Raw genomic sequence first — 12,564 nt, forward strand, 5'->3', positions numbered from 1 at the left:
GGGGTTTTTTTCTTTGTGGCGGGCGTCTTGGGAACCGGCTGCGCGACGCGACTGTCAGCCTGCGATGCTCGCCATACCGACGTAGGGCTGCGATTCTCGGCCGAAATTCGCGCCGCTCGCTACGGTTCCCAAGGACGCCGATGTGTCCGTTGGATTCGTTGGAAGCAACAAAAAGGGGAGGATGGCGTAGCCAGTCCTCCCCTTTCTGTTGTTCTTTACCGTTTTTTACATCTGGGCGATCATGGTGTCGCCGAAGCCGGAACATGACACTTGGGTCGCGCCTTCCATCAAGCGGGCGAAGTCGTAAGTCACGCGTTTCGAGGCGATCGATTTTTGCATCGCGCTGATCACCAGGTCGGCCGCTTCGGCCCAGCCCATGTGGCGCAGCATCATTTCGGCGGACAGGATCAGCGAACCCGGGTTCACGTAATCCTTGCCGGCGTATTTAGGCGCGGTGCCGTGGGTCGCTTCGAACATGGCGACCGAATCCGACAGGTTGCCGCCCGGCGCGATGCCGATGCCGCCGACCTGGGCCGCCAGCGCGTCGGAGATGTAGTCGCCATTCAGATTGAGCGTCGCGATGATGCTGTATTCATTGGGACGCAACAGAATCTGTTGCAGGAACGCATCGGCGATCGAATCCTTGACGATGATGTCGCGGCCGGTTTTCGGGTTCTTGATCTTGACCCACGGGCCGCCATCGATCAGTTGCGCATCGAATTCTTTTTGCGCCAGCGCATACGCCCAGTCGCGGAAACCGCCTTCGGTGTATTTCATGATGTTGCCTTTGTGAACAACCGTCACCGAAGGCTTGTCATGCTCGATCGCGTACTGGATCGCCTTGCGCACCAGGCGTTCGGTGCCTTCGCGCGAGACGGGCTTGATGCCGAGCGCCGAGGTTTCAGGAAAACGGATCTTGGTGACGCCCATTTCCCTGGCCAGGAAGTCGATCAGTTTCTTGGCGCCATCGGAGCCCGCCTGCCATTCGATGCCGGCGTAGATGTCTTCCGAGTTTTCACGGAAGATGACCATATTGGTCTTTTCCGGCGCCCGCACCGGCGACGGCACGCCGGTGAAGTAGCGTACCGGGCGCATGCAGACGTACAGGTCGAGTTGCTGGCGCAGCGCGACGTTCAGCGAGCGGATGCCGCCGCCGACCGGCGTCGTCAACGGCCCCTTGATCGAGACGACATACTCTTTCAACACTTGCAGGGTTTCTTCAGGCAACCATACCTCAGGGCCGTACACCCTGGTCGCTTTTTCGCCGGCGAAAATCTCCATCCAGCTGATCTTGCGCTGGCCGCCGTACGCCTTGGCCACCGCCGCGTCGACCACCTTGATCATGACCGGGCTGATATCGGCGCCGGTGCCGTCGCCTTGAATGAAAGGAATGATGGGATTATCTGGTACATTCAGCGAAAAATCGGCGTTGACGGTGATTTTTTCACCGTCAGCGGGTACAGTAATATGTTGATACATCGTGATCTCCGGGTTGGTCGCATCGCAAGCCGCCGGAAACGGCGCTCGCAGGGGCGATCTGCAAACTGTAATGACTACAAAGACAATTGCTATCTAATACAATAAATTCGACAATATATTCGGGACTTGCGCCATCAGGTTTTTCCTGCATGCGCCATCAGCTTAGTCTTATATAAGATATAAGAGGCCGGTTTTACATTATGCACCAGTATTTCACAAGGTGCCACGGTTTAACGAGAGAGCGGGGCCAGCCCCTGCTCCATTTTCCCACGACAGCATGCCACTCATACTATTTAATAAACCTTTCCAGGTATTGTGCCAGTTTTCGCCGCAAGACGGCCGGGCCACGCTGGCCGACTACCTGGACATTCCAAAGATTTACCCGGCCGGCCGGCTCGACGCCGACAGCGAAGGCTTGCTGCTGTTGACCGACGACGGCCGTTTACAACATGAAATCAGCCACCCGGACTTGAAGGAAGCCAAGACTTACCTGGTGCAGGTGGACGGCGTGCCGGATGCCGCCACGCTGCTGCGGCTGCAAGCGCCGCTGGACCTGGGCGACTTTGTCAGCAAGCCATGCCAGGCGGTACGCATCGCCGAGCCGGACTGGATCTGGCCGCGCAATCCGCCGATCCGCAGCCGGCAAGACCAGCCGACGTCGTGGCTGGCAATCACCCTGCAGGAAGGCAAGAACCGCCAGGTACGGCGCATGACGGCGGCGGTCGGCTTGCCGACATTGCGCCTGGTGCGCAGCGCGATCGGCCCGTTTTCGCTGGCCAGCCATCCGCTGATGCCCGGTGAGTGGTGCGAAGTGGCGCCGCCGGCGCTGGCCAGGAAAGGCCCGCGCCGCACTTAGAGCCTATCCCAGTAGATGAATACGCCCTGTTCTGGCGCTCCTCAGGAACGGGGACTGCGTTGATCGTCGTCGCGTGGCCCGCCACGCGTCCTCCTCACGCCTGGTCCGCGCTCCCGATGCGCGGCCAGAACAAGACGCTCACTACTGGGATAGGCTCTTAAAACAACAGAAAAGCAAAGTAAAAAAACATCACAAGTTGCCATTATTTTCAATGATGATACAAATTGGCAATTATTTCCTTGCGCTCCCCCGATAGATCAATAAAAATCATTATTCCGCTACTATCAAAGGAAATAAAACATGTCCAAAATTGTTGCCGCACTGTTTGCCGCACTGTTTGCTACCCAGGCTTTTGCCGCACCTTCGGCCTCGGCTTCCGCGTCGGCCCAGGCATCGGCATCGGATGGCAATGTGACAAAACAGTCGCCTGACGCCTCTTCGAAAAGAGCGCAGAAAGAAAAAACCGTCAACTCGCCAGCATCGTCTTCCGATGGCAAATCGCCTGCCGCCCCACCGGTAAAAAAATAAGCCGCGGGCTTGTCCATCAAGGCAGGTAAGTAGTCCTGGGACGCAACGCCGGGTGCGCTGGAATTTGAGTTGTGGCGCTACCGCATTCCGGCCCCAACAAGCTGCACCCGGTTCAGTTGCGTTTCTTTGATAATTGAAAAGTGCGGCGGTAAGCTGCCGGGGTGACGCCCGACACAGCAAAAAAATGCTGGCGAAGCGACGTGCTGGTTCCAAAACCGCAGGCGGACGCCAGCACCTCAATCGTATGGTCGCTCGTTTCAAGCTGCCTCCGAGCCAGCTTAAGCCGTTCCATCACCAGCCAGGGAGCGTAGGTCGTTCCGGTGAGGCGTTTGAAATGTCGCGTGAAGGTACGCCGGCTCATCGCGATCTTCGGGGCGACTTCGTCGATCGGCAGCGGCTTTTCCAAAGTATAACTATCGCACCAACGTTCAGTCATACCCTCGCTGGCAAGCGTGGCTGCGCCAGCGCCAACCGCCCATGCTCGTCATGTGGGGACAGCATGATCCTTCCTTTATCGTGCCTGGCGCCGAAGGATACCGGCGCGACGCCCCCACTGCCGAGGTTCACATCCTGGAAGCGGGACATTTTGCGCTCGATGAAAAAAGTGAGGAGATGGCGCATTGGACCAGGGCGTTCATGGCCCGTTTGCCTCAGGAGCGGCACGCCAGGTGAACCGTTCGCCAGACGCGCCTTGACTATGGGCATGCTCCCATGGCTTAATCGGCGCTTTCGTCGTCGCCTGTTCCCCACACATGAAAACATTTTTGGCATTTCTGAGCGCAAGTGCACTGCTGTCGGCATCGGCGCAAGCGCAGCAATCCAACACCATCCAGTTGTCGGCCGGTATGCATTTGATCAAGGCGGAAGTGGCGGTCACCGAGGCTCAACGCGAACAAGGCTTGATGTTCCGCGAAAAAATCCCGGCCAATGCCGGCATGGTGTTTGTCTTCGACAGCCCGGCGACCCAATGCATGTGGATGAAAAACACGCTGGTCGGATTGTCGGTGGCGTTCATCGACGCCAAGGGCGTGATCATCAACATCGAAGACATGCCGCCGCAAACGCTGGATAGCCATTGCTCGAAAAAATCCGTGCCGGTATCTTATGCGCTGGAAATGAACCTGGGCTGGTTCAAGCAAAAGAATATCAAGCCAGGCACCGTGATCGGCAACTTGCCGCGCTTGCCGTAAGCAGGGGATGCGCGCCGCAACATGCCGCGGCGCGCACAGGATCGCCAGGCCAGTAACCGAGGACGATTGAATTTCAGATGCAAAAAAGCCCGCCGGGATACACCGGGCGGGTTTTTTTTGCTTTTCACTACCTCTTGCGGCTGCCTTGGCGGCCGCAAACAGCGCGATATTAAGCGGACAGCGCTTTCAAAGCAGCTGCCAGACGGCTCTTATGGCGAGCTGCCTTGTTTTTGTGAATGATCTTCTTGTCGGCGATACGGTCGATGGTCGACACGGAAGCCTGGAAGATTGCAGCTGCTGCTGCCTTGTCACCGCCCTGGATCGCTTTGCGAGCAGCTTTGATAGCTGTGCGCAAGGTCGAACGCTGGGACGAATTTTGTGCGTTTTGCTTAACTGCTTGACGAGCGCGTTTGCGCGCTTGTGCGGTATTTGCCATGGAATTTCCTAAAACAGGGTCAAAGTGCGTTTGCAAACATTAGTGTTTGCCAACCGGTGCGTTCTGTGCGTCTGCCGAACCATGTGTGCCAAACCAGTGCCTGTCAAACATTAGTGTCTGCGTAACAGAATTCTGTACAGCCTTCGATTATAGCGAATTTTTCAAGCAAGGGCAATTCCCAAATCAGCAAATTACGCCCTCCGGCGACACATCCGGCGTCCGCGCCGGCAAAGAAATAGCATTTTAGCCGCTAAAATTCGACGGCGGCGCCGCGACTATATGTTGCGCCAGCCATGTTTACCGCTGGTACGCCAGATATAATCTTGCCCCATGAACTTGCTCAAAACCCTAGCTGCCATTTCCAGCATGACCATGCTGTCCCGCGTCACCGGATTATTGCGCGAGATCCTGTTCGCCCGGGCGTTCGGCGCCAGCGCCTACACCGACGCCTTCCTCGTCGCCTTCCGCATCCCCAACCTGCTGCGGCGGCTGTTCGCCGAAGGCGCGTTTTCACAAGCGTTCGTGCCGATTTTGTCGGAATACAAAAGCCAGCACGGCCATCCGGCCAGCAAGCAATTGGCCGACCATGTCGCCACCACGCTGGTCTGGGCCACCTTGCTGGTCAGCGCCGCAGGCATCATCGGCGCGCCGTGGTTCGTGTACCTGATCGCCACCGGCCTGAACAAGGAACCGGGGGCTTTCGACGCGGCGGTCTGGATGACCCGGCTGATGTTTCCTTATATCGCCTGCATGTCGTTCGTGGCGCTGGCCGGCGGCATATTGAATACCTGGCGCGAATTCAAGATCCCGGCATTTACGCCGGTATTGCTGAACCTGGCGTCGATCGTGGCGTCGCTGTTCCTGCAATCGCACCTGCAACAACCGATTTACGCGATGGCCATCGCGGTGTTTGTCGGCGGTGTGCTGCAAGTGGCGATCCAGGTGCCGGCGCTGGTCAGGATCGGCATGCTGCCGCGCCTGTCGTTCAACCCGCTCAGCGGCTTGAACGATGAAGGCGTGCTGCGCGTGCTCAAGAAAATGGGACCGGCGGTATTTGCCGTGTCGGCCGCGCAAATCAGCCTGATGATCAATACCAGCATCGCCTCGCGCCTGGCCGAGGGCAGTATTTCATGGCTGTCGTACGCCGACCGGCTGATGGAATTTCCGACCGCCATGCTGGGCGTGGCGCTGGGCACGATTTTATTGCCGAGCCTGTCGAAAGCCAGCGTCGACGGCGACCAGACCGAATACTCGGCGCTGCTGGACTGGGGCTTGCGCCTGACTTGCCTGCTGGCCATGCCGGCCGCGGTCGGCATGGCCACGCTGGCCTTGCCACTGATCGCCACCCTGTTTCATTATGGCAAGTTCACCGCCCATGCCGCGCTCATGTCGACCCAGCCGCTGATCGCCTACAGCCTTGGCCTGGTCGGCATCATCCTGGTCAAGACGCTGGCGCCGGCATTTTATGCGCGGCAAGATATCCGCACGCCGGTCAAGATCGCCATCGGTGTGCTGATCGCCACCCAGTTGATGAATATGCTGTTTGTGCCGCACTTCGCGGTGGCCGGCCTGGCCCTGTCGATCGGCCTGGGCGCCTGCCTGAACGCCGGCTTTCTGTACTGGGGCTTGCGGCGCCGCGGCATTTACCAGCCGAAGCCGGGCTGGCTGCTGTTCTTCGTCAAGCTGCTGGCGGCCTTGTGCGTGATGGGCGCGGTATCGGTGGCTTGCGCGACCCAGGTCGACTGGCTCGGCTTGCATGCCCATCCCGCGCTGCGGATCGGCGCCCTGGCGCTGGTGCTGGCACTGTGCGGCATCAGTTATTTCGGCGCCTTGACGCTGATGGGCTTCCGCTTCCGCGATTTCAAGCGCAACGCGGCCTGAACTATTACTTGCTCAATAAAAAAAACCCGCATCGGATGCGGGTTTTTTCATGTGCGGCGACGGATGATTCAAGCGGCCTTCGTGGCCGACTTGCGGCGCGCCATGAAACCCAGCAAACCCAGGCCGCCCAACAACATGCCATAGCTGGCCGGTTCCGGCACGGCGCTCACCGTATAAGTGCCGGCGTAATTGGCGCCAGCCGAGGCACGGCCGGCCAGGTCCAGCAGATACGGGCCGGCGCCGGTGAATTCGACGCCAAAGAATTTCAGGCCGCCAACACCGAAGGTATAGCCTTGCACGCCGTTCAAGTTCGATACGACACCGTCGAAATTCAATCTTTGGCCGGTGATCGAGATCGCGATGTTGTACACGCCAGGGCCCAGACCGGTGAAGGTAAGCAAGTCGTGGCCGCCGGACAAGATACCGTCGCCAACCAAGGCATCGAAAATATGCGCCTCGCCATCCGCTATCATGTTGATACGTTGATCGCCGGCCGCAGCGCTGACGGAAGCTGCCGCCAGCAAGCCTGCCACAATAAATTTCAATGTCATGTTTACCCCTTTGTTTAGTAAGTAATGGATGGCCGCTGAGCAGACACTATCGGTGTTGCAAGCATCTGAAATAATAGTAACACAATGACATTTTATTTATTGCAATTTCCTTACTTTAATTTATTTAATCGCAATATCTTGTTACTTAAGGACATTATATTTCCGCAGGTGAAATGAAACGGTCCGACACCATTTCTAAAATGAAATAGTATCGGACCATCTTATATTAATAGAGGGAATTATTCTTGCGTCGGCTCAAGCAATGGCGCTTCGACCGGCACGTCGGGCACCGGCGGCGCGACCGGCGGCGCGGGCGGTGCGGGCGGCGGCGTTACGGGTGCGTTTCCCGGCGGGCTGCCTGGCGCGCCTCCCGGCAATCCGGGCAATCCCGGCGCCCCCGGCACGCCGGGCGAACCAGGCGAACCAGGCGAACCAGGCGAACCGGGCATGCCGGGGGTTGGCGGCACCAGCGGCGTCAACGCATTTTGCACCGTATTCACAAATTTCCAGTCGGATAAATGCAAACGGTTTTCAAAGCCTGTGAAACGCTGGTCGAAATTACCCACCTTGACCGGCTTCGATTGCGACAAGCTGTAGATGCCGGCGATGCGCGTGGTACCCGGATAAAACATCAAGCCCCACTCCGCCTTGCCGGTGATCGGATCGGTATAGATCTTGCGCAAATGACGGCGGATGGTCGGGTAGCGCGGATCTTTCAGTAACTCTTGCAGGCTGGTCGGCTGCTGCGGCTGGCCGGGCTGGCTGGCCTGCGCGTAACTTTGCAGCGCGTCGCTGTAGGCGGCGCCGATGTCGAGCAGTTCCTGCTCGGCGGCGCTGCGCTGGAGTAGCGAACCCATCTTCAAGCCGGCCGCGCCCACCAGCGCGAGGATCGCCAGCAGGATGATCAGGCCCAGATACGTAAAACCCCGCTCGCGGCGCGGTGGCAAGGTAGCCGCCATCAGTTACCAGTCGGCGTAGGGCTTGCCGCTGCGGTCATTGCCCGGCGCACCGCTCTTGACGGTGTAGACCTGGCCCGGCGTATCGTCGGGCGGCCCCTCGATGACCCAGCTGGCCGTGCTTTCGGTGATCGGATCGACCGGCAAGGCGTGCAGGTATTTCTTGTCCACCAATTGTTGCAGGGAATCCGGATAACGCCCGGTATCGCCATAAAACTGTTCGATGGTGCTGCGCAGGTTGCGCAGGTTATCGGCCAGGATGGTTTCCTTGGCCTTGTCGATGCTGGGGAAATAACGCGGCACGGCCAGCGTCAGCAGCAAGGCGACGATGCCTAGCACCACCAGCAACTCGATCAGCGTAAAACCGCCGCGGCGTTTTGTCAAAGTCAGCTTCATGTTTACCATTTACGATAGGGCACGTCGTTCAAGCCGATTTTGGCGGAGGTCGAATAGACGTCGTAGACATCCTCGCCTTCATGCGGATCGTCGGCTTCGCTGGCGTAGCTGCGCTTGCCCCAGGTCTGCGCATCGCTGAGGGTGGCGTCGGGATTGAACGGGTCGCGCGGCACGCGGCGCAGGAAAAACATCTTGCTGTGTTTCGGACTGCGCAAATCCGGCACGCCTTCGACCAGCACTTCCAGCTTTTTCGGATAACCGACGCTGTCGACCGCCTTGACCATGCGGCCATCGTCGTACGCCTTTTTATAGGCGTCGATCGCCAGCCGGATCTCGCGCAGCGAACGGCGCAGCTCTTGCTCCTGGCGGCGCTGCACCACCACCTGGGTGACGGGCGCCACCAAGGTGCCGAGCAGGCCCAGGATCGCCAGCGTGACCAGCAATTCGATCAGCGTGAAGCCGGCGCGACGCTTCATTTCGACGGCGGTGGCTGGCCGGGCGCCTGGGCCGGCTGGACCGGCGATAGCGCCGTTCCGAGCGACTGTACCGGTACCGGCTGGCTGGACGATAATGGCGCCCCCTGCAACGACGTCGGCTGGCTGGACGACACCGGCGCGGACGACTGCGACTGCGGCTGCGGCGACTCGGGTTGCGGCGCCGGGGCGGCCGGGTTGGTCGGCGTGGTTTCAGGCGCGGCGATGCTTTGCGGCAGGGCCACCGGCGGCGCCATCAGCGATTGCGACGGTGCCTGCGGCAAACTGCCGCTGCCACTGCCGCCGCGGCCACTCACGATCACATTGCCGCCGCTGGCGGCGGCGCTCGGAAACGCCACATTGCCCTTGATGCTGAGGTCGGGACGGCGCCGGAAACTGCCCTCGGTACCGGCCGAGAATTCCGAGTCCTGCGCTTCCGGCCGCTGCACCTTGCGTATCAGGTGCGGCGTGATCGACAGCACGATCTCGGTTTTATTGTCATCGGCCTTGTCGGTGCCAAACAGGCGGTCCAGCACCGGGAATTCGCCGATGCCCGGCACCTTGCTGCCGCCGCTGCGCTCCTCGCTGCTCAGCAAGCCGGCCAGCACCTGGTTTTCGCCATCCTTCAATTGCAGCAGCGTCGACGCCTGGCGCGTGCCGATCTGGAATACCTTGGAACCGGAATTGGTGGTGGTCTGCGGCCCCAGGTTGCTGACTTCCAGCGCGACGCGGATCGCCACGTCGCCGTTCAGGTAAATCGTCGGCTCCACGTTCAGGGTCAGGCCGACGTCGATATAACTGACCGATTCCGACGTCAGGTTGCTGATGCCAGGCGAAATGGTCGACGTAATCACCGGCACCTTGTCGCCGATGACGACCTTGGCCTTTTCCTTGTTGCGCACGCGGATGCGCGGATTGGCCAGCAAATTGACGTCGGCGTCGATCTTGGCGGCATTCACCGTCGCCGTCGGGTTCCCGACACCGATTTTACTGTTGTTGAGCCGGCCCAGGTCGGCCAGCGTCAGCGTGCTGCCGCCGCTCGTGGTCAGCGGGCTCAGTGTGAGCGACTGCGGCCAGTTGATGCCCAGGTTGAGCGTGCGGTTGCGCTGGACTTCCAGCACTTCCACTTCCAGCATCACTTCGGCTTCCGGCACGTCTTGCAGCGCGACGATGCGCTCGGCCAGCTTGATCGCTTCCGGCGTGTCGCGCATGATCACCAGGTTGAGTTTTTCATCGACCACGATATCGCGCGTCTTCAGGATGGTGCGCAAGGTATTCGACACCGTCTTGGCGTCGGCGTTGGACAGGAAGAAGGTCTTCACCATCACTTCCTGGTATTCCTTCAGCTTGGCCGCCACGTTCGGATAAATCAGCACCGTGTTGGCATCCATCACCTGCTGTTCCAGCTGGTTGGTCATCAGCAGATAATAGATCGCCGACTCGACCGTGCTGTTCTTCAGGAAGATCGAGGTCTTGGTGTCGGCCTTGACATCCTTGTCGAACACAAAATTGAGGCCGGAACGGCGCGCGATCACTTCAAACACCTGCTTCAGCGGCGCATCGCGGAATTCGATCGAGATCGGCTGCTTGTACGAACGCGCCAGGCCCGATTCGATCAGCGGCGGCGCGGTCTTGTCGTTCAAGTCGTGCAGCAGCGCGCGGGCCTTTTCATGGTTCGGGTTTTCGGTCAGGATCGCGTTCAGGCGCTGGCGCGCCGGTTCGTATTGCCTGGCCGCGATGGCGGCGCTGGCCTCGGACAGCATCTTGGCATGGCGCACGCCGATGTCGATGGTGCGCAAACCGGCCAGCGCGCGTTCGTTTTGCGGATCCAGGAGCAACACATGGCGGTACGATTCGCGCGCCGGCTCGATCTTGCCGGCCGCGACTTCGGCATCGGCCTGCTGCAAATAACGCTGGCTATTGCTGTCACGCACGTTCAGGTAGGTGCTGCGGTATTTCGCATTCCTGGGGTCCGCCGCGATCGCATCCTGGAACTTTTTCAGCCCCGCCTCGATCTGGTTCTTGGCGATCAGATCGTTGCCGTCGCGGTAAGCGATCGTGCCCGCGCAGCCTGATAAAAACAAGGCTACGGCCGCGGCCAGCGCCAGCTTCTTGTACGGCACGCTGTCGCCGGCGGTCTGTAATGGACTAAGCATCAGTCGAGTGCTCCAATGTTGATCTGTTGAACCTGGTTCAAAGGTAAATAAGTCATGCTCATCGATGGCGGGGCGATTTTTTCCACCCGGTAGGTGCCGTCGATAATGGTTTGTTCGCGCACCACATAGGTCTTGTCGGCGCCGCGCGACAGAAACACTTCCCACACGCCGCCGCCGACCGCCTTGCCGATATAGGTGAACGGCATCGCTGGCGCGGTCGGCGCCGGCGGCGGAGGCGGCGGCCCCGACGGCAGCGTACCCGCCTTCGGCGGCGGCGGATTCCAGTTCTGGCTCAGGAACACCGCATCGCCGCCGTCGAACACCGCATCGCCGGCTTCGCCGACCAGCTCGGCGCGCGGACGCAGCGCCAGGATCGCCACTTCCTTGTCTCCCGGCCTGGCCGGCTTGCCCGTGGCGGCCGCGACATCGTCGCGCGCCGCGGCCGGCTTGCGTTCGACCGCCTCGGACACGTCGGAGCCGGACTGGCGGTCGCCGAACAAGACCAGCGCGGCGGCGCCCGCCAGGGCCACGCCCATGATCACATGCTGGCGCTTCATGGCTGCTCCCCACTGGCTTGCGGCGCGCCGTCCTTCAAATAAAACGTCAGCCGCAAACGCGCTTCCAGGCTGGTGTCGGCGATCTGTTCACGCCGAAAACTGAGTTCGTCGAGCGACGCGAACGGCACCGCGCGCAGCGCCTGCAAGCCGAACGACCACAGCGCCTGGTACGAGCCCTTGACCGGCAATACCACCTGGTAGGTGCTGACCCGGCTGGCCTTGTCGTAGGCCGACTTGTATTCGCCCTGCGACAGCGTCAGGCCGCTCTTGGCGGCCAGGTCGAACAAGGTCTTGACCTGCTGCTCGGCGTAGCGTTTTTCGCCCAGCGTGTCGTAGAACAGCGCCAGGTTCTGCTCGGCGCTGGCCACCGGCGCCGCGCTGACCAGCACCGGCGGCGCGCTGAGCGGTTTCACCACCATCTGGCGCAACGCGGCGCGCTGCTGGAATACCCAGCCCCAGCCGGACGCGCCGGCCAGGCACAGCAGCAATACGCCGGCGGCCAAGGGCGCTTGCCCGCCGCGCATCAGCGCCAGGCGCAGCGGCAGCAGCCATTGCTGGACATCCAATTGTTGCAACTGCTTCATGGCGCACTCCAGCCGGCTTCGACCTGGAAACGTATCGGCCGGTTCGGATCGAGCTGGCTGATTTCATGGCGCACCAATTGCACCCCGCTGAATAATTCCTGCTCTTTTAATTGCTGGATATAGGCAATCATGTCATCGCTGTTCCTGGCTTCCGCGCTAATCTTCAATACCCGCTTGCGTGCGTCCGGTTCCAGCGCCAGCAAGGCCACCGCCGGCGGCGTGGCGGCAGCCACCGCCTCCTGCAAGTCGCGCCACGGCAAATTCAATTGCAGCACCGCCGCGTTGACGAAGACCGCCTGCGCCTCGGGGATCTGCACGGCGCTTTTCGCGGCCTGCTTCGGCTGCGACTGGATCGCCTGGCGCTGCGCGGCGCGCTCGATCGCGGCCAGGCGCTGCTGGCGCTGTTCAAACACCTGGCAGCCGGCCAGCGCGGCGCCGCCACACAGCAGCAAACCCAGCACGGCGCCGGCCCACACCGCCGGGTGCGTATGAAATACCGTGCGGCGCCAGCCGCGCGGGGC

General features: G+C 60.6%; 15 protein-coding genes (1 of these 15 cut by a window edge). 3 read left to right on the plus strand and 12 right to left on the minus strand.

What is annotated here, in order from left to right; genetic code table 11:
• Window positions 1-225 precede the first annotated feature (225 nt).
• Window positions 226-1,479 (minus strand): NADP-dependent isocitrate dehydrogenase, encoded by a 1,254-nt coding sequence (gene icd, locus GJA_RS18325; RefSeq protein ID WP_038495040.1) that lies wholly within the window; start codon window positions 1,477-1,479, stop codon window positions 226-228.
• Window positions 1,480-1,756: 277 nt separating this feature from the next.
• Between icd and GJA_RS18330 the strand changes: the two genes are divergently transcribed.
• Entirely contained in the window at window positions 1,757-2,335 is a 579-nt protein-coding gene (locus GJA_RS18330) for a pseudouridine synthase (protein ID WP_038495043.1), read from the plus strand.
• Window positions 2,336-2,619: 284 nt separating this feature from the next.
• Here the strand turns inward: GJA_RS18330 and GJA_RS27870 are convergent, their stop codons facing one another.
• Window positions 2,620-2,883, minus strand: coding sequence for a hypothetical protein (locus GJA_RS27870; RefSeq protein WP_156484099.1), 264 nt, complete (start codon window positions 2,881-2,883; stop codon window positions 2,620-2,622).
• 92 nt (window positions 2,884-2,975) lie between these two features.
• Window positions 2,976-3,299, minus strand: coding sequence for a helix-turn-helix domain-containing protein (locus GJA_RS18340; RefSeq protein ID WP_061301551.1), 324 nt, complete (start codon window positions 3,297-3,299; stop codon window positions 2,976-2,978).
• Window positions 3,300-3,615: 316 nt separating this feature from the next.
• Between GJA_RS18340 and GJA_RS18350 the strand changes: the two genes are divergently transcribed.
• The gene (locus GJA_RS18350; RefSeq protein ID WP_038495055.1) at window positions 3,616-4,053 is read left to right on the plus strand and encodes a DUF192 domain-containing protein; all 438 of its coding nucleotides are present in this window, start codon (window positions 3,616-3,618) and stop codon (window positions 4,051-4,053) included.
• Window positions 4,054-4,222: 169 nt separating this feature from the next.
• Here the strand turns inward: GJA_RS18350 and rpsT are convergent, their stop codons facing one another.
• A complete protein-coding gene (rpsT, locus tag GJA_RS18355; protein ID WP_038495058.1) occupies window positions 4,223-4,489 on the minus strand; it encodes a 30S ribosomal protein S20 in 267 nt (88 codons plus the stop codon).
• Between the two features lie 330 nt (window positions 4,490-4,819).
• Here rpsT and murJ point away from each other — a divergent pair, with 330 nt between their 5' ends.
• The gene (murJ, locus tag GJA_RS18360; protein WP_038495061.1) at window positions 4,820-6,370 is read left to right on the plus strand and encodes a murein biosynthesis integral membrane protein MurJ; all 1,551 of its coding nucleotides are present in this window, start codon (window positions 4,820-4,822) and stop codon (window positions 6,368-6,370) included.
• Between the two features lie 68 nt (window positions 6,371-6,438).
• On the opposite strand, the gene GJA_RS18365 is transcribed toward murJ, so the two are convergent.
• From GJA_RS18365 to GJA_RS18400, 8 genes are all read right to left on the minus strand, one after another.
• Window positions 6,439-6,921 (minus strand): FxDxF family PEP-CTERM protein, encoded by a 483-nt coding sequence (locus GJA_RS18365; RefSeq protein ID WP_038495064.1) that lies wholly within the window; start codon window positions 6,919-6,921, stop codon window positions 6,439-6,441.
• Between the two features lie 239 nt (window positions 6,922-7,160).
• Complete coding sequence (locus GJA_RS27505; RefSeq protein WP_144241589.1) at window positions 7,161-7,880, minus strand: type II secretion system protein; 720 nt, start codon at window positions 7,878-7,880, stop codon at window positions 7,161-7,163.
• 3 nt (window positions 7,881-7,883) lie between these two features.
• Window positions 7,884-8,282 carry a type II secretion system protein gene (locus tag GJA_RS18375; RefSeq protein ID WP_051781083.1) on the minus strand — a complete coding sequence of 133 codons (399 nt, stop codon included), beginning with the start codon at window positions 8,280-8,282 and terminating at the stop codon, window positions 7,884-7,886.
• Window positions 8,276-8,749: a type II secretion system protein gene (locus GJA_RS18380; RefSeq protein ID WP_038495067.1), complete on the minus strand. Its 474-nt coding sequence runs from the start codon at window positions 8,747-8,749 to the stop codon at window positions 8,276-8,278. The genes GJA_RS18375 and GJA_RS18380 overlap by 7 nt, the downstream gene beginning before the upstream one ends.
• Window positions 8,746-10,902, minus strand: coding sequence for a secretin N-terminal domain-containing protein (locus tag GJA_RS18385; RefSeq protein WP_081905476.1), 2,157 nt, complete (start codon window positions 10,900-10,902; stop codon window positions 8,746-8,748). The genes GJA_RS18380 and GJA_RS18385 overlap by 4 nt, the downstream gene beginning before the upstream one ends.
• Window positions 10,902-11,459 carry a hypothetical protein gene (locus GJA_RS18390; RefSeq protein WP_038495070.1) on the minus strand — a complete coding sequence of 186 codons (558 nt, stop codon included), beginning with the start codon at window positions 11,457-11,459 and terminating at the stop codon, window positions 10,902-10,904. The genes GJA_RS18385 and GJA_RS18390 overlap by 1 nt, the downstream gene beginning before the upstream one ends.
• The gene (locus tag GJA_RS18395) at window positions 11,456-12,043 is read right to left on the minus strand and encodes a hypothetical protein (RefSeq protein WP_051781085.1); all 588 of its coding nucleotides are present in this window, start codon (window positions 12,041-12,043) and stop codon (window positions 11,456-11,458) included. Before GJA_RS18395 ends, GJA_RS18390 begins: the two co-directional genes overlap by 4 nt.
• Window positions 12,040-12,564, minus strand: the 3' portion of a protein-coding gene (locus tag GJA_RS18400; protein ID WP_038495073.1) for a PilN domain-containing protein. It continues 12 nt past the right edge of the window; 525 of the gene's 537 nt are visible here — the last part of the coding sequence; its start codon lies off the right edge, out of view — the gene reads right to left on this strand; its stop codon occupies window positions 12,040-12,042. The genes GJA_RS18395 and GJA_RS18400 overlap by 4 nt, the downstream gene beginning before the upstream one ends.

The sequence above is a fragment of the Janthinobacterium agaricidamnosum NBRC 102515 = DSM 9628 genome, from assembly GCF_000723165.1.
Taxonomy (GTDB): Bacteria; Pseudomonadota; Gammaproteobacteria; order Burkholderiales; family Burkholderiaceae_D; genus Janthinobacterium; species Janthinobacterium agaricidamnosum.

Bases quoted from the DNA above. Each gene is read 5' to 3' on its own strand.
- rpsT (WP_038495058.1), bottom strand. From the start codon at position 4,489: ATGGCAAATACCGCACAAGCGCGCAAACGCGCTCGTCAAGCAGTTAAG.
- GJA_RS18395 (WP_051781085.1), bottom strand. From the start codon at position 12,043: ATGAAGCAGTTGCAACAATTGGATGTCCAGCAATGGCTGCTGCCGCTG.
- GJA_RS18330 (WP_038495043.1), top strand. From the start codon at position 1,757: ATGCCACTCATACTATTTAATAAACCTTTCCAGGTATTGTGCCAGTTT.
- GJA_RS18375 (WP_051781083.1), bottom strand. From the start codon at position 8,282: ATGGTAAACATGAAGCTGACTTTGACAAAACGCCGCGGCGGTTTTACG.
- GJA_RS18350 (WP_038495055.1), top strand. From the start codon at position 3,616: ATGAAAACATTTTTGGCATTTCTGAGCGCAAGTGCACTGCTGTCGGCA.
- GJA_RS18390 (WP_038495070.1), bottom strand. From the start codon at position 11,459: ATGAAGCGCCAGCATGTGATCATGGGCGTGGCCCTGGCGGGCGCCGCC.
- GJA_RS18380 (WP_038495067.1), bottom strand. From the start codon at position 8,749: ATGAAGCGTCGCGCCGGCTTCACGCTGATCGAATTGCTGGTCACGCTG.
- GJA_RS18365 (WP_038495064.1), bottom strand. From the start codon at position 6,921: ATGACATTGAAATTTATTGTGGCAGGCTTGCTGGCGGCAGCTTCCGTC.
- GJA_RS18385 (WP_081905476.1), bottom strand. From the start codon at position 10,902: ATGCTTAGTCCATTACAGACCGCCGGCGACAGCGTGCCGTACAAGAAG.
- icd (WP_038495040.1), bottom strand. From the start codon at position 1,479: ATGTATCAACATATTACTGTACCCGCTGACGGTGAAAAAATCACCGTC.
- murJ (WP_038495061.1), top strand. From the start codon at position 4,820: ATGAACTTGCTCAAAACCCTAGCTGCCATTTCCAGCATGACCATGCTG.
- GJA_RS18340 (WP_061301551.1), bottom strand. From the start codon at position 3,299: ATGACTGAACGTTGGTGCGATAGTTATACTTTGGAAAAGCCGCTGCCG.
- GJA_RS27505 (WP_144241589.1), bottom strand. From the start codon at position 7,880: ATGGCGGCTACCTTGCCACCGCGCCGCGAGCGGGGTTTTACGTATCTG.